This is a genomic window from Pandoraea sp. CB10b_02 (assembly GCF_002216225.1).
GTDB lineage: Bacteria > Pseudomonadota > Gammaproteobacteria > Burkholderiales > Burkholderiaceae > Pandoraea > Pandoraea nosoerga.
In genome coordinates this window covers 68,758-84,600 of the sequence record NZ_NJGW02000005.1, presented here as the reverse complement: position 1 = coordinate 84,600, position 15,843 = coordinate 68,758, and the positions used below count along the sequence as shown (strand labels likewise).

Here is a 15,843-nt window from a genome sequence, read left to right as displayed (position 1 = left end):
GCGGCTCGCACGTCGCGTTGAACATGCGAGCATTGCGCCATGGCTTCGTGAAGCGCAGATGACAGTCATCGCCTTGTCGCCGAACTGTCTTGCAACGTCGCGCGAACGCCACAGCACGTCGCGGGTTGCCGCGTCACGCGCCGCGCCGCAGTCCCTGGGCCACGCGCTCCAGCGTTTCGAGCACGAGCGCGCGGGCGCGCGGATGCGTGCCGAGCGACACGTGCCCCAGCCGATCGAGCGCAACGTTGTGCGCGCCGGGCAACACCGAGGTGCGCGTGGGGTACACCACGTTGTCGTGATACGTGTAGATCGAGGTGATGCGCGCGCGCTCGGCGTCCGTTTCGCGGTTGGCAAGCGCGATGAGCCACTCGCTGCCAATGCCCATCTGCCGGACGTTGACCCCGAAACCGTGACGCGCGTGCAGCGTGCCGAAGTGCGGCGAGCCGAGCGTGATGGTGTGCGCGACGGGCAGCGTCGGGTGGCGGCTCAGGCAAGCGCGGGCGGCAAGCCCGCCCATGCTGTGACCGACGATCACCACCGGCAGGCGCGTGCGCTCGGCCAGCGCTTGGGCAGCGCCCGCAATTTGCGGCGCGTATTCGTCGATGTCGCCGAAGATCGGACCGAGATTGATGGCGTCGCACTGATAGCCGGCGTCGGCCAGATGCCGGGCAAAGCGCAGCCAGAAGGCGCGATTGCAGCCATAGCCGTGCAGCAGCAGGACGGCGACGGCGCGCGCCGGGCCGCTCGGCGCCGGCAGCGGGGCGGCGCTGCGCCACGGCTGGTAGAGGTCGAGCAGCAGGATCGAGGCCGCGCATTCGTAGGCCCAGGTCGCGATGCCGACGCCGGCCGGTGCGCGTCGGGCCGGTGTCGGGTCGGCCTGCGCGGCCATGACGAAGCCCGCCGCCAATGCGATGGCGTGCGAGACGGGCAGCCACAGCATCGTCCACAGAACGGTGGCCCACGGGTTGTGCCAGGCGGACCATGTGGCGGCGGCAACGACGAGCGAGAGGCCCACCTGCACGCCGCCATAGACGAGATGCGGGCGCGAGGGCCGCGCCCGGCGCGCCGCGGCCGGCGGCGGTGTGGTCATTTGCCGAGCACGCTCACGAGCCGCGTGCCCGCGAGCCGGTCGTGCACGAACTGGTGATCGGGCACCACGCGCATGGCGAGCGCCCAGAGGGTCATCCAGCCGGCGAGCAGCGACACGCTGCCCCAGCCGGTCAGCCCGAAGGCCCAGTCGAGCGCCATTGCCGGGAGAACCCACAGCCAGGCGAGGACGTAGCGCACGATCGCGCGAGGCGCGCGCACCGGCTGGCCGTGCGCGTCGACGAGGCGAATCTTCCACGTCTTCATCGCGAGCGTCTGGCCGCCATGCGTCCAGAACCACACGAAGTAGGCGCCCAGCACGAGGAACAGCCAGGCCTGCATCGCGTGGCGATACATCAGGCCGCTGCGCTGCTGGGTGAGGGTGCTAAAGAGGTAGCCCGCGAGAAAGAGCACGCCAAAGAGCAGGAGCGACTCGTAGACCATCGAAAGCAGGCGCCGCCGCAACGTCGGCACCGCGTAGCTGTGGCGCAGGGGCGGTGCGGCGTTCGGGGCGCCCGGGCGGCTCCCGGCGTCTCGGGTGTCCTCGGTGCCCTCAGTGTTCGAGGCGCTCGGCGGCGTGGCAGTCTGAGTCGCAGTGTCGGTCATCGGCAGTCGCTCGTCGCGGCGTGATCTGGGTTCCTGTTTTCGGGGCGCGGCCGGGTGTACCCAGCCGGCTGTGCGTCGCCCATTATGCGGAAGAACGGGCCGATGGGCCAGCCAGCCAGACGGCCGCGCGCGGCTCGTGAGGCGGGGAGAGGGGGAAGAGGGAAGAGGGGAAGAGGGGGGGGAGCGCGGGAGCCCGATGGAGGCCGCGCGCCGTCCAACAATGCGAACGGCCGCCCGCGGGCGGCCGTCGTGATGCTCTCGCGTGGGCCGGAGGCCGACGCCCCGCGCCCATGGGGGCGTGTCAGTTGTGGTGATACAGATCCGAGTTGAAGACGGCGTCGCCGTTCCTGTCGCCACCTTTGTCTGCGTTCGCGGCGCTGGCCGCGCTCGCGCCGGCTGCCGCCGGTGCTACCGCAGAAGCCGGCGCGGGCAGCGCTGCCGCCGGGGCGGAGGCTGCCGAAGCGGGCGCCGCGGCCGGCGCAGCACCGCTTCTGCCTGCCGCGGCGTCCTTGCGGTGCACGGCGGCGTATGGGTTCTTCACGCCTGTGCGGCCCGTGGGCGGGGCACTGACTACGTTGGGGCGATTGGCCTGCTTCTTGTCGTCGGCGGCCAGGCGGCTCTTTTGTTCCTCGGTGAGCTGCTGGTACTGCTGCCACACCTGCACCTTGCGCTCGGGCGGCAGCGTCTTGGCGTTCTGGTAGCTCTCGCGCGCGAGCTTGCGCTGCTCGGGGGTGAGGCGCACCCAGTCGGCCATGCGGTCATGCAGACGCTTGCGGCCTTCGGGCGAGAGGGTGTGAAAACGCTTGGCGATCTCGATCCACTTCTCGCGCTGGCGCTCGCCCATGCGGTTCCAGTCCTGCGCGAGCGGGGCGAGAGCTTCCTGCTGGGCCGGGGAGAGCCTGGCCCAGTGTCCGCCGGGCGACGGCAGCGCGGCGGCGGCCGGGGAGGCGGCAGAGGTCGGGGAGGCCGGGGAGGCCGGCGACGCGGCGGCACCGCCCGCCTGCGACGTGCTGGCCGACAGGCTGCCGGCCGGTGCGGCGCCGGGTGCTCCGGACGTGACAGCGGGCGCCGAGGCGCCGATCGCCGGCGGGGCGTCGGACACGGGAGCCACGGTCTGGGAGCGGCGCAGCGCTACCGTGCCGGCAAGACCGGCCACGATCAGCGCGGCGACGAGAAAGAGTACGTTGCGTCGCGTCACTGGGCGGTTGGGAAGGGGGGGACTACTGGGCACGCTTCAGATAGGCGTTGAACCCGTGATCGGCATAGGCCGACAACGGCAGTTCGTCGCTCAATACGGCGGCGTCGATATCCGCCAGGTCCTGAATGTGCTGCTGATGTTCCCAGTACGCGATGCCGGCCAGCCCGATCACCAGTGCGGCGAGCGGCCAGAGCAGTCCGAGGCGGCCGAGCTTGTCGAGTACGCGGCGCGGCCCGCCGAGATCCGGCGTCTGCATGGTGCCCACACCCGCGAGCACCAGCGCCGGCTGCACGACGGCGGCCGTTTCGGGCTTTTTGCGGGCGAGCGCCTCACGGCGAGCGGCGGCCAGCCGGGCCGCGATGTTCGGCGACGGCGCGTCGGCTGCTTCATCCAACGCGAGCCGCACGCGATGTGCGAAGCGAATTTCCCTCGTTTGCAGATCGTGACTCATAACCTGATCCCTTTTGCCTTCAACGCTTGTGCCAACGCGTGCGTGGCGCGCGAGCAGTGCGTTTTGACGCTGCCTTCCGAGCACCCCATCGTGGCGGCGGTCTCGGCAACGTCCATGTCTTCCCAGTAACGCATGAGGAAGGCTTCTCGTTGACGCGCCGGCAGTTTCTGTATTTCCGTTTCGATGACGGCCAGAATTTCGGTACGCGAAACGGCGTCCTCGCTGCTTTCGGTCTGCACAGACCCGTCTTCGCCCAGCAAGGTTTCCAGCGGGTCGAAATCGTCTCGCTCGTCGTCTGCCGGGCCGGCCAGGTTCGAGAACAGCGTGACCCAGGTGTTGCGCACCTTTTGCCGGCGGAAATAGTCGTGAATGGTGTTCTGGAGGATGCGCGTGAACAACAGCGGCAGGTCGGCCGACGGCTTGTCGCCGTACTTCTCGGCCAGGCGGATCATCGCATCCTGAACGATATCGAGGGCGGCCTCCTCGTCGCGCACGGCGTAGACGGCCTGCTTGAAGGCGCGTCGTTCGATGCCTGCGAGAAAATCCGCCAGTTCCTTGTCAGATGCCATCCGGTCGGGTGTACGCAGCCTTTGCCTGCTGCGCCCTTTGAAATGCCGCGTAAGCGTAAAAATCACGTAACGATTGCGTAGTCGGTGCGGATGCTACCAAAAACGCGCTCGGCTGTAACCGCTTTTGCGCCCGGCGGTGTTGCGCGGCGGCGGTGGGCGGGCGCTCACGTTCCTATGATGTGAGGATTGTGCACCAGCGTGGCGCGACGCGACGCATGGCGTGGGAAATTGGCGGCATGACTTCGCGATCATGCTGCAAATGCATAAACTTGCTTGACCATTTTGCTGCAAACCGGTAACGTTGCCAGTTCGCAATATCTGTGATTGTCTCAATATCGGCACGCCTATCCGGTGTGTCCATCATTCAGACGCGCAGCTTGAGCCCGGACCACAAGTTCGTGGGGAGAGCACCCGATCAAAATTTTTGCCGAAACTTTGAAAGGTCGACGATGAACATGCCAAGCGCGGAATTCTCCGAGGCGGAAGCTTCACGCCACCAAAATACTTCCGAAGACATGATCGGCGCCGAAATTCTCGTGCGCTCGCTTCAGGAAGAAGGGGTCGAACATCTGTGGGGTTATCCCGGCGGTTCGGTCCTCTACATCTACGACGAACTCTACAAGCAGGACAAGATCCAGCACATTCTGGTGCGCCACGAGCAGGCTGCCGTGCATGCGGCAGACGCCTATTCGCGTTCCACCGACAAGGTCGGCGTGTGCCTCGTGACGTCGGGCCCCGGCGTGACCAATGCGGTCACCGGCATTGCCACGGCGTACATGGATTCGATCCCGCTCGTGATCATCACCGGACAGGTGCCCACGGCCGCCATTGGCCAGGACGCCTTCCAGGAGTGCGACACGGTCGGTATCACCCGTCCGTGCGTCAAGCACAACTTCCTCGTGAAGGACGTGCGCGAGCTCGCCGCCACCATCAAGAAGGCCTTCTACATCGCCAAGACGGGCCGTCCGGGCCCGGTGCTGGTCGACATTCCGAAGGACGTCTCCAAGGCGCGCTGCCGCTTCGAGTATCCGAAGTCGGTGTCGCTGCGCTCGTACAATCCGGTCACGAAGGGCCACTCCGGCCAGATCCGCAAGGCGATGAGCCTGCTGCTCTCGGCCAAGCGCCCCTATATCTATACGGGCGGTGGCATCATTCTGGCCGACGCGTCGAAAGAACTGAACCAGTTCTGCGACCTGCTCGGCTATCCGGTGACCAATACGCTCATGGGCCTGGGCGGGTATCGGGCGAGCGATCCCAAGTTCCTCGGCATGCTCGGCATGCACGGCACGTATGAAGCCAACATGGCCATGCAGCACTGCGACGTGCTCATCGCCATCGGCGCGCGCTTCGACGATCGCGTGATCGGCAACCCCGAGCACTTCGCCTCGCACGCCCGCAAGATCATTCACATCGACATCGACCCGTCGTCGATTTCGAAGCGCGTGAAGGTCGACATCCCGATCGTCGGCGACGTGAAGGAAGTGCTGCGCGAAATGATCGAGAATCTGCAGACGGCCGAGCACGGCCCGGACACCGCGGCGCTGGCCGACTGGTGGAAGCAGATCGAGCAATGGCGTTCGCGCGATTGCCTCGCGTTCGATCGCGAGAGCGAGATCATCAAGCCCCAGCACGTGGTCGAGACGTACTGGAAGCTCACCGACGGCGAAGCGTTCGTGTGCTCGGACGTGGGTCAGCACCAGATGTGGGCCGCCCAATACTATCGCTTCAACAAGCCGCGCCGCTGGATCAATTCCGGCGGTCTGGGCACGATGGGCTTCGGCCTGCCGGCGGCAATGGGCGTGAAGATGGCGCATCCGGACGCCGAAGTCGCCTGCATCACCGGCGAAGGCTCGATCCAGATGTGCATCCAGGAACTCTCGACGTGCCTGCAATACCGCACGCCGATCAAGATCCTGTCGCTCAACAACCGCTATCTGGGCATGGTGCGCCAGTGGCAGCAGATCGAATACAGCAAGCGCTATTCCAGTTCGTACATGGACGCGCTGCCCGACTTCGTGAAGCTCGCCGAGGCGTATGGTCACGTCGGCATGCGCATCGAGAAGTCGTCGGACGTCGAGCCGGCGCTGCGCGAAGCGCTGGCGCTCAAGGATCGCACGGTATTCATGGATTTCCAAACGGATCCCACCGAGAACGTCTGGCCGATGGTCCAGGCGGGCAAGGGCATCAGCGAGATGCTGCTCGGTTCAGAAGATCTGTAAGACGAGGCGCGCGCAGCGCCGCGGCGAATGCCGGCGAGCGCCTGCGCGGTCCCCACACCAGGACAATCCGGGATACACCATGAGGCACATTATTTCTGTTTTGCTCGAGAACGAGCCGGGCGCGCTGTCGCGCGTGGTCGGTCTGTTCTCGGCGCGTGGCTACAATATCGAGACCCTCACCGTCGCACCGACCGAAGATCGGTCGCTCTCGCGCATGACGGTGGTCACGACGGGCTCCGACGACGTCATCGAGCAGATCACCAAGCACCTGAACCGGCTCATCGAGGTGGTGAAGGTCGTCGATCTGACCGAGGGGGCGCACATCGAACGTGAGCTGATGCTCATCAAGGTGCGCGCCGTGGGCAAGGAGCGCGAAGAGATGAAGCGGATGTCGGATATTTTCCGCGGCCGCATCATTGACGTTACCGAAAAGACCTACACGATCGAACTCACCGGCAATTCGTCGAAACTCGACGCATTCATCGAAGGGCTCGATCGCACGGCGATTCTCGAAACCGTTCGTACCGGCGGGTCGGGAATCGGGCGTGGTGAGCGCATCCTGAAGGTCTGACCGGCAGCGGCAACGCGGTAAGCGGATTTCGATCCATTCTGATTGCAGTTATTTTTTTGGCATTACGGGACAATTCCAAATGAAAGTTTTCTACGACAAAGACGCCGACCTCTCCCTCATCAAAGGCAAGCAAGTCACGATCATCGGCTATGGCTCGCAAGGCCACGCCCACGCGCTCAACCTCAAGGACAGCGGCGTGAACGTGACGGTGGGTCTGCGCAAGAACGGTGCTTCGTGGAACAAGGCGGTCAACGCCGGCCTGAACACCAAGGAAGTCGCAGAAGCCGTGAAGTCGGCCGACATCGTCATGATGCTGCTGCCCGACGAGCAGATCGCCGACGTGTACAAGAACGAAGTCCACGCCAACATCAAGGAAGGCGCCGCGCTCGCCTTCGCGCACGGCTTCAACGTGCACTATGGCTGCGTGATTCCGCGCGCCGACCTCGACGTCATCATGATCGCCCCGAAGGCGCCGGGCCATACCGTGCGCTCGACGTACTCGCAAGGCGGCGGCGTGCCGCACCTGATCGCCGTGGCCCAGGACAAGTCGGGCGCCGCGCGCGACATCGCCCTGTCGTATGCTGCGGCCAACGGCGGCGGCCGTGCCGGCATCATCGAAACGAACTTCCGCGAAGAGACCGAAACCGACCTGTTCGGCGAGCAGGCCGTGCTGTGCGGCGGCACCGTCGAGCTGATCAAGGCGGGTTTCGAAACGCTGGTCGAAGCCGGCTACGCGCCGGAAATGGCCTACTTCGAGTGCCTGCACGAGCTCAAGCTGATCGTCGACCTGATTTACGAAGGCGGCATCGCCAACATGAACTACTCGATCTCGAACAACGCCGAGTATGGCGAGTACGTCACCGGCCCGCGCGTCGTGACCGAAGAGACGAAGAAGGCGATGAAGCAATGCCTGACCGACATCCAGACGGGCGAGTACGCCAAGTCGTTCATTCTGGAGAACAAGGCTGGCGCCCCGACCCTGATCTCGCGCCGCCGTATCACGGCCGAGCACCAGATCGAGCAGGTGGGCAGCAAGCTGCGCGCGATGATGCCGTGGATTGCCAAGAACAAGCTGGTCGACCAGTCGAAGAACTAAGTATGCCGCGCCGCGCGGCGCGCGCGTCCGGGGCGGTTCGAAAGCCGCCCGGCCGGACGGCGGGCGCCGGCGGCGGACGGTGCGCCGGCCGGGCATAGGATCGCCTCGCCGGTGGCCGCGTGGCCCTGGGCCGTCCGTTTTGCCGCAGCGCTTGCCGCGGCGAGGCGGGCGGCTCTTTTCGTTTGCGGCCCATGCCGGGCATACCGCATCGAATGCATCGAGAGCGGCGCGCCGCGCGTGCGTAATGTGAGGCGCCCGTCGCGAATGGGGAAAAAGTGTCGCCGCGGCGCGCGCATTGCTACAATGCCGCCACGCCACGGTTTGGTCCAACGCAGGCCGACCCGCTCACTCAACCGCTTTACCAAGGACGCGAGTTCAATCGCATGAATTATCCTCACCCGATCATTGCCCGCGAGGGCTGGCCCTTCCTGGGCATCGCCGTCGCCGTCGCGCTCGTCGTGCATTTCATGGCCGGCGTGGTTTGGGCCGCGCCGTTCTGGGTGATCGCCCTGTTCGTTCTCCAGTTTTTCCGCGACCCGCCGCGTCAGGTGCCGCAACAGGCCGGGGCCGTGCTCTCGCCGGCCGACGGTCGCATTGTCGCGATCGAGACCACGCAGGATCCTTACGCCGGTCGCGAGGCGCTCAAGATCAGCGTGTTCATGAACGTGTTCAACGTCCACTCGAACCGCGCGCCGGTTGACGGCACCGTGACCAAGGTGGAATATTTCCCGGGACGTTTTTTCAACGCCGACCTCGACAAGGCGTCGCTCGAGAACGAGCGCAATGCGCTGGTGATCGACGTGGGCGGCCAGATCGTCACGAGCGTGCAGGTGGCCGGGCTCATTGCCCGGCGCATTCTGTGTTACGTGAAGGCGGGCGACCGCCTCACGCGCGGTCAGCGCTACGGCTTCATCCGGTTCGGCTCGCGCGTCGACGTGTACCTGCCGCTCGGCTCGCGCCCGCGCGTGGCGATCGGCGACAAGGTGTCCGCGACCTCGACGATCCTCGCCGAGCTGTAAGTCGCTCGCACCATCGAACGATGGCCGCGCCCGCGCGGTGCGACGTCACGTCGCGCACCGGCCCGGGCGCGGTTTGCAACTGCTTTCGCTTCTCGCGTTCCAATAGCGGTGATCCGTCGCGGGCTCGCCCGTAGTCTCAGCATCGTCAAGGAGGTACAGATGCCGGAAAACCATCGCGGCCGCTTGCGCAACAACGTCAGGCATCTCTCGCCGTTCGGCCGTCACAAGCCATCATCCACAGAGCCATCGATGAACGAAGACCACGACCCGGGTGTGGAGGACGACCTGCCGGTGCGTCCGCGCAATCGCGGCATCTATCTGTTGCCGAACGCCTTCACGACGGCGGCGCTCTTCTGCGGCTTCTTCGCGATCGTGCAGGCCATGAACGATCGCTTCGAGCAGGCCGCCATTGCCATCTTCTTCGCGATGGTGCTCGACGGCATGGACGGGCGCGTGGCGCGCATGACCAACACGCAGAGCGCTTTCGGCGAGCAATACGATTCGCTCTCGGACATGACCTCGTTCGGTGTGGCGCCGGCGCTGGTGATGTACGAGTGGATCCTCCACGAGATCGGCAAGTGGGGCTGGCTCGCCGCGTTCGTGTACGTGGCCGGCGCGGCGCTGCGCCTCGCGCGCTTCAACACGAACATCGGCGTGGTCGACAAGCGCTTCTTCCAGGGCCTTGCGAGTCCGGCGGCGGCCGCGCTCATCGCGGGCTTCGTGTGGATCACCATCGACAACAAGCTGCCCGTCAACGTGTTCTGGATGCCGTGGGTGGCGTTCGGCCTGACCATCTACGCCGGCATGTCGATGGTCTCGAACGCGCCGTTCTACAGCGGCAAGGCGCTCGATGTTCGCCAGCGCGTGTCGTTCGGCGTGGTGCTGCTGTTCATGGTTGGCTTCATTCTGGTGTCATCGGACCCGCCGCTGGTGCTCTTCGGCATGTTCTGCCTGTACAGCATCTCGGGCTATGTGTTGTGGGCGTTCCGCTTCCTGAAGGGCCGCCGGCAGCGCATCTTCGGCGAGGTCGACGAATAGGCGAGGCATCGGGCAGGCGGGGCGGGGGCGCGGGCGCCCTCATCCCGCCGCCCACCGCCTGGCGCCCACCGCCTGCTGCTTGGCCATCCCGTCATTTCACCATTTCGCCTTCCCGCCATCTTGAGGTAGTCTTGGCGACAGCGAGCTTGGCAGCACCCCGTTGGCCGGACGGGCCTTGGCAGCTCGGTCCGTCCGCGCCGTTTCCGTTGTTCGACGTGACGAAGGAGAAATCATGGGCATTCTGGACTTCGTGAAAGAAGCCGGCGAAGCGTTGTTGGGCAAGGCGCAGGCCGCCGAAGCACCTGCACCCGGGCCGGATACCGATGCGGCCAACCGGGCTGCCGCCGACGCCATTCAGAACTACATCAAGACGCAGAATCTCGACGCGACCGGCCTGACGGTCACCTTCGACGGCGCCACGCGCACCGTCACGGTCTTCGGCGTGGCGCCCGATCAGGCGACCAAGGAAAAGATCCTGCTGTGCTGCGGCAACGTGAAGGGCGTAGCCGCGGTGGACGACAAGATGTCGGTCTCGACGGCGTCGGCCGAGGCCACGTATCACACGGTCAAATCGGGCGACACGCTCTCTGCCATCTCGAAGGCGGTCTACGGCGATGCCAACAAGTACAACGTCATCTTCGAAGCCAACAAGCCGATGCTGACCAGCCCCGACCGGATCTACCCGGGCCAGGTGCTGCGTATCCCGCCACTCTGATTGCCTCACGCTTGGCCATTGGCTTGACGCGCAGCCCGGCCATCGCGCCGGGCTGTTTCGTTCACGGCCGCGCTGCCCACGCTGCCCGCGCTGCTCGCTCTGCGGCTTCTCGGCACTTCCAGGCGCTTCTCGTCGTTTCTCCCCATTTCTTGCCGTTTCTCGCCGTTTCTCGCCGTTTCTCGCCGTTTCTCGCCACTTGTCGCGGCCACCCGCCGCTTACCGTTGCGTGCGCGCCGGGTGCCGCCGACATGCCTGCACGCCTGCAGGGACAAGGTTCGCAAGGGGCGGCGCGCGTTGCGGAATCAGCGGTTTCCGACTATATTGGCGCTCATGATTTCTGGCACCCTCCCGGCTTCGGGCCGTCCTCTCGCACCGCCAACGCCAGGCCAATTCCCCGCTCGCGGGACGGCCGTGCCTGCGCGCGTCGCGCGCTGATTCCCTCCGGCAGTTGCCCGCCTCGCACGACGCTCGCGCGCCGGCTCCGGCCGACCGACGGCGAATGCGCCGTGCCATGACATCCAGAACAATCCGAACGCTACGAGATCCCCACAGGAGAAAGACATGGCTGACAAGCTGATCATTTTCGATACGACCCTGCGCGACGGCGAGCAGTCGCCGGGTGCGTCGATGACGCGCGAGGAGAAGATCCGCATCGCCCGTCAACTGGAGCGCTTGCGCGTGGACGTCATCGAGGCCGGCTTCGCTGCCAGCTCCAATGGCGATTTCGAAGCCATCAAGGCCATCGCCGGCATCGTGAAGGACAGCACGGTCTGCTCGCTCGCCCGCGCCAACGATCGCGACATCTCGCGTGCGGCCGAAGCGCTCAAGGGCGCGAACTCCTCGCGCATCCATACGTTCATCGCCACTTCTCCGCTCCATATGGAGAAGAAGCTGCGCATGAGCCCGGACCAGGTGTTCGAGCAGGCGAAGCTTGCCGTGCGCTATGCGCGCCAGTTCACGGACAACATCGAGTTTTCGCCCGAAGACGGCAGCCGCTCGGATCTGGACTTCCTGTGCCGCGTGCTCGAGGCGGTGATCGACGAAGGCGCGACGACCATCAACGTGGCCGACACGGTCGGCTACGGCGTGCCGGAACTCTACGGTCAGCTCGTGCGCACGCTGCGCGAGCGCGTGCCCAATTCGGACAAGGCCATCTGGTCGGTGCACTGCCACAACGACCTCGGCATGGCCGTGGCGAATTCGCTCGCGGGCGTGCAGCTGGGCGGTGCGCGTCAGATCGAATGCACGATCAATGGCCTGGGCGAGCGCGCCGGCAACACGTCGCTCGAAGAAGTGGTGATGGCGCTCAAGACCCGCAAGGACTACTTTGGTCTGGACCTGGGCATCGACACGACCCAGATCGTGCCGGCCTCGAAGCTCGTCTCGCAGATCACCGGTTTCAACGTCCAGCCGAACAAGGCCGTGGTGGGCGCCAATGCGTTCGCTCATGCGTCGGGTATCCACCAGGACGGCGTGCTCAAGGCGCGCGACACCTACGAGATCATGCGTGCGGAGGACGTGGGCTGGACCGCCAACAAGATCGTGCTCGGCAAGCTCTCGGGGCGTAACGCGTTCAAGCAGCGTCTGCAGGAGCTGGGCATCGAGATGGAATCGGAGCAGGACGTGAACGCCGCGTTTACCCGCTTCAAGGAACTGGCCGATCAAAAGGCCGAGATTTTCGACGAAGACATTCTCGCGATCGTCTCGAACGAGGCGCAGGCCGAAGGCGGCGAGCATTTCTATCTGGTGTCGATGGCGCAGCATTCCGAGACGGGCGAGCGTCCGAGCGCGCGCGTCGTGTTCACGGCCGAAGGCAAGGAACTGGTCGGCGAGGCGGAAGGCAACGGCCCGGTCGACGCCGTGCTCAACGCCATCGAATCGCAGGTGCAAAGCGGCGCGGAGCAACTGCTGTATTCGGTCAACGCGATCACGACCGGCACGCAGTCGCAGGGCGAAGTGACCGTGCGGCTGTCGAAGGCCGGTCGCATCGTCAACGGCGTGGGCACCGATCCGGATATCGTGGCCGCATCGGCCAAGGCGTACCTGTCGGCGCTCAACAAGCTGTACTCGAAGTCCGAGAAGCTCAACCCGCAGCTCACGCCGTAAGCGCAGGCGTCGACGTCGAGACAAAGATCAACGCCCGCCGCCGGATGTCCGGCGCGCGGGCGTTTTGTGATTGCGCCGGCAGAGCGCGAGCGTGGCCGACTGGATGGTCACTATGGCCCCCATCGTCCCCATCGTCCCTATGGTCCTTATGGTCCCTATGGCCCCGATCGCCCCGATGGACGTGAAGGGCGCGGGTGCGAGGGCCGGCCGTCAGAACAGATTGTTCTCGCGCTTTTCGTGCAGCGGATCGGGGCTGATCTGCGTGGTCTTGACGATACCCTGCGGGTCGAAATAGAAGTTCATCATCGAATACCAGACGTCATCCTGCTTGAAGCGGTACGTCCAGACTTCGCGCTTCATGAGCGGAAAATACGACGTTTCGACCGGCTCGCCGAAGTGATGCAGCACGTCGGTCTTCGTCCATTTGTCGATCTCGACCTTGTTGAATTCCGGCATGGACAGCACCTGCGCCATGCTCAGCAAGCGGCCCTGCGAGTCGAAGTCCGCGGCGATGGTCTCCTCGCCGAACGGCTTGGTCGGATAGAGCCAGCGTGTCACGCCAGGCGCAAGCGGGTAGACCTCGCGCGGTGCGCCCAGTCGGGCCTGCACCTCGGCCTGCGACGCGTTGGGCGGGACTTGCTGCCAGGGCGGCGTGTAGCAGGCGGCGAGCGACAGCGCCAGAGCGCCTGCGGCAAGCCAGCGTAATGCGGCGCCGGGCCGCAAAATCCGCAGGCGCAGCGAGCTGTTCGTCGACGCGCGCGCGCGCGGGGGCGCTTCGGCGCCAGGGCGGGGGGCGCCGGTCCGCGTCCGGTGCGAATGGGTCATGGTTGGCCTCGCGTGAAGGGTGCCAATAGTATCGGCGGCATTGAGGACATTGAGCACGTTAAGGGCATCGGCAACGTCAAGATATCGAGGGCATCGAGGGCATCGAGGGCATCGAGGGGCTCGCGGCGCCGGGCGGCACGGGCGGGCGCCGGTGGCTCCGGGGCCGCAGCGAAACCCAAGGGCGGACGCTGCTACCCGGCACAGGCGCGAGTACGTGGGCGCGCGGGTACGCGGGCGTCCCCGGTCGACGGCGGTCCGGCGGCATGCCGATAGGATAACGCCATGTGCCTCATCGTGGGGCGCCTCGGCTTGCCCCGTGGGGTGCGGGACGTTATGATGCGCGCCGAGACAGTCACTGGGGCCCTGATGAAATTTCGAGTCTTGCTGGCACGCTGGTGCGCGGCCGGCCTGCTGGCCGCGACCGGTCTGGCGCATGCGGCGCCGCCGATCCGCTTCGCGCTGATCGAGGGCATGAGCGGGCCATTCGGCAATGCCGGCGCCATGGTCGAGCGCAATCTGCGCTTCGCGATCGACCGCGTGAACGCTCGCGGCGGCGTGAAGCTGCGTGACGGCGCGCATCCGCTGGAGCTGACCGTCTTCGATAGCAAGGGCGCCGTCGAGGAGAGCCTGATCCAGCTCAAGGCGGCAGGCGACGTGGGCATTCCGTTCATCCTGCAAGGCAACAGTTCGGCGGTGGCGTCGGCGCTAATCGACGCGATCAACAAGCGCAACGCCCGCGAGCCGGGCCAGCGTATGCTGTTTTTCAATTACTCGGCCGTCGACACGGCGCTCACCAACGAGCAGTGCAGCTTCTGGCACTTCGCGTTCGACGCCAATGCCGCCATGCGCATGCAGGCGCTCACCGAAGCCATCCGCGAGGACGGCAGCATCCAAAAGGTCTACCTGCTCAATCAGGACTACAGCTTCGGCCGCCAGGTCGCCGGGCTCGCCCGTCAGATGATCGGCGCGAAGCGTCCGGACGTGCACATCGTGGGCGAGCAGTTCAGCCCGGTGGGACGCGTGAAGGATTTCACGCCGTATCTCGCTCGCATCCGGGCGTCGGGCGCGGACACGGTGGTCACGGGCAGTTGGGGCAACGACCTCACGCTGCTCGTGAAGGCCGCGCGCGAGCAGGGCATGGAATTGAAGTTTTATACGTTCTATGGCAACGCGCTTGGCGCGCCGGCGGCGTTGGGCGATGCCGGCGTGGGGCGCGTCTACGCCGTGGCGGAGTGGCATCCGAACGTGGGCGGCGAGGCTTCCGACGCGTTCTACAAGGCGTTTCGGGCGCGCTATCCCGAGGCGCGCGACGATTATCCGCTGCTGCGCATGAGCGTGATGATCGACATGATCGCGGCCGCGCTCGAGCAGGCCGGCACGACCGATGTGACCACGGTGGCCCGCGCGCTGGAGAACCGGCGCGTTCGCGAGGCGCCGGCCGAGGCGTGGATGCGCGCGAACGATCATCAGATGATCGAGCCGCTATACGTCTCGGTGATGCGCCGCGCCGGCGAGCCGGGCGTGAAGTTCGACAACGAAGGCTCGGGCTACGGCTTCAGGACGGTCATGGAATTGCCGGCGAACAAGGTGGCGCTGCCGAGTACCTGCCGCATGGCGCGCCAGCGCTGACCTCCCGGCGTAAGCGGGAGGGATAGGGTGGCGCGGCAGAGAGGGCAGAGATTTGGCGCAGCAATTGAAGGAGTCGGAGGGAATCCGGGGGAGCCGGATCGGTCGCGATTGGCCGGATGGGGCGGATTGGTCGGATTTTCCGAGTAATTGGGCGGAATTTGACGGATTATCCCGGGGCGGACCCGCGTTTTCGGCGGAAAACCGGGCGGCTGGCCCGGCGCCGTGGGGCGAAGTGCGGAAAATTGTGGCGTCGCGATGGCGAATCCCGTATAATCGCGCACTTGCAGTTTTGTTTGTGTGCGGCGATGCCGCGCATGTTTTTGTAAGTTCACGGCACGGCCATTCTTCCGTGACCGCCTGTCTCCAAGGAAAGCAAATGTCGAACGCAGATATCAAGAAGTCGGACGTCGTGGCGCAATTCGCCCGCACCGCCAATGACACCGGCTCGCCCGAAGTGCAAGTTGCGCTGCTTACCACGCGCATCAACGAATTGACCCCGCACTTCAAGGCCCACATGAAGGATCACCACAGCCGCCGCGGTCTGCTGCGCATGGTGAGCCGTCGCCGCAAGCTGCTTGACTACCTCAAGGGCAAGGACGCCGATCGCTACCGCGCCCTGATCGAGAAGCTGGGCCTGCGTAAGTAAGCGATTACGATTACGACGAGATGCCTGTATCAGCGTGCTGATGCAGGCATTTTGTTTTTGGGCGTTGCC

General features: G+C 65.6%; 15 protein-coding genes. 9 read left to right on the top strand and 6 right to left on the bottom strand.

The window, feature by feature from the left end; genetic code table 11:
- Nucleotides 1–133: 133 nt before the first annotated feature.
- The 5 genes from CDN36_RS07145 to CDN36_RS07125 form a co-directional block, all read right to left on the bottom strand.
- Nucleotides 134–1,090: an alpha/beta hydrolase gene (locus CDN36_RS07145; RefSeq protein WP_150555745.1), complete on the bottom strand. Its 957-nt coding sequence runs from the start codon at nt 1,088–1,090 to the stop codon at nt 134–136.
- Entirely contained in the window at nt 1,087–1,692 is a 606-nt protein-coding gene (locus CDN36_RS07140; protein WP_287496345.1) for an RDD family protein, read from the bottom strand. Before CDN36_RS07140 ends, CDN36_RS07145 begins: the two co-directional genes overlap by 4 nt.
- Nucleotides 1,693–1,993: 301 nt before the next feature.
- On the bottom strand, nt 1,994–2,890 hold the full coding sequence (locus CDN36_RS07135; protein ID WP_287496344.1) for a DUF3106 domain-containing protein: 897 nt from the start codon (nt 2,888–2,890) through the stop codon (nt 1,994–1,996).
- A 22-nt stretch (nt 2,891–2,912) separates the two neighbouring features.
- Nucleotides 2,913–3,341, bottom strand: coding sequence for a DUF3619 family protein (locus tag CDN36_RS07130; protein WP_150555748.1), 429 nt, complete (start codon nt 3,339–3,341; stop codon nt 2,913–2,915).
- Nucleotides 3,338–3,910, bottom strand: coding sequence for an RNA polymerase sigma factor (locus CDN36_RS07125; RefSeq protein ID WP_287496435.1), 573 nt, complete (start codon nt 3,908–3,910; stop codon nt 3,338–3,340). Before CDN36_RS07125 ends, CDN36_RS07130 begins: the two co-directional genes overlap by 4 nt.
- A gap of 449 nt (nt 3,911–4,359) precedes the next feature.
- On the opposite strand from CDN36_RS07125, the gene CDN36_RS07120 reads away from it, so the two are divergent.
- The 7 genes from CDN36_RS07120 (at nt 4,360) to CDN36_RS07090 (ending at nt 12,674) form a co-directional block, all read left to right on the top strand.
- Nucleotides 4,360–6,129, top strand: a complete 1,770-nt coding sequence (locus CDN36_RS07120) for an acetolactate synthase 3 catalytic subunit (protein WP_150555749.1) — start codon at nt 4,360–4,362, stop codon at nt 6,127–6,129.
- A 79-nt stretch (nt 6,130–6,208) separates the two neighbouring features.
- Complete coding sequence (gene ilvN / locus CDN36_RS07115; protein WP_023595471.1) at nt 6,209–6,700, top strand: acetolactate synthase small subunit; 492 nt, start codon at nt 6,209–6,211, stop codon at nt 6,698–6,700.
- A gap of 79 nt (nt 6,701–6,779) precedes the next feature.
- A complete protein-coding gene (gene ilvC / locus CDN36_RS07110; RefSeq protein WP_150555750.1) occupies nt 6,780–7,796 on the top strand; it encodes a ketol-acid reductoisomerase in 1,017 nt (338 codons plus the stop codon).
- Nucleotides 7,797–8,179: 383 nt separating this feature from the next.
- Nucleotides 8,180–8,815, top strand: coding sequence for a phosphatidylserine decarboxylase (locus CDN36_RS07105; protein WP_150555751.1), 636 nt, complete (start codon nt 8,180–8,182; stop codon nt 8,813–8,815).
- A gap of 159 nt (nt 8,816–8,974) precedes the next feature.
- A complete protein-coding gene (locus tag CDN36_RS07100; protein WP_150555752.1) occupies nt 8,975–9,853 on the top strand; it encodes a CDP-alcohol phosphatidyltransferase family protein in 879 nt (292 codons plus the stop codon).
- 232 nt (nt 9,854–10,085) lie between these two features.
- Complete coding sequence (gene lysM, locus CDN36_RS07095; protein ID WP_150555753.1) at nt 10,086–10,568, top strand: peptidoglycan-binding protein LysM; 483 nt, start codon at nt 10,086–10,088, stop codon at nt 10,566–10,568.
- Between the two features lie 561 nt (nt 10,569–11,129).
- Complete coding sequence (locus CDN36_RS07090) at nt 11,130–12,674, top strand: 2-isopropylmalate synthase (protein ID WP_150555754.1); 1,545 nt, start codon at nt 11,130–11,132, stop codon at nt 12,672–12,674.
- Between the two features lie 210 nt (nt 12,675–12,884).
- Here CDN36_RS07090 and CDN36_RS07085 read toward each other — a convergent pair whose 3' ends face one another.
- On the bottom strand, nt 12,885–13,412 hold the full coding sequence (locus tag CDN36_RS07085; RefSeq protein ID WP_353846856.1) for a hypothetical protein: 528 nt from the start codon (nt 13,410–13,412) through the stop codon (nt 12,885–12,887).
- Nucleotides 13,413–13,865: 453 nt separating this feature from the next.
- Here CDN36_RS07085 and CDN36_RS07080 point away from each other — a divergent pair, with 453 nt between their 5' ends.
- Together CDN36_RS07080 and rpsO are read left to right on the top strand one after the other, a co-directional pair.
- Nucleotides 13,866–15,128: a branched-chain amino acid ABC transporter substrate-binding protein gene (locus CDN36_RS07080; protein ID WP_150555755.1), complete on the top strand. Its 1,263-nt coding sequence runs from the start codon at nt 13,866–13,868 to the stop codon at nt 15,126–15,128.
- Between the two features lie 376 nt (nt 15,129–15,504).
- On the top strand, nt 15,505–15,774 hold the full coding sequence (rpsO, locus tag CDN36_RS07075; protein ID WP_023595479.1) for a 30S ribosomal protein S15: 270 nt from the start codon (nt 15,505–15,507) through the stop codon (nt 15,772–15,774).
- Nucleotides 15,775–15,843 lie beyond the last annotated feature (69 nt).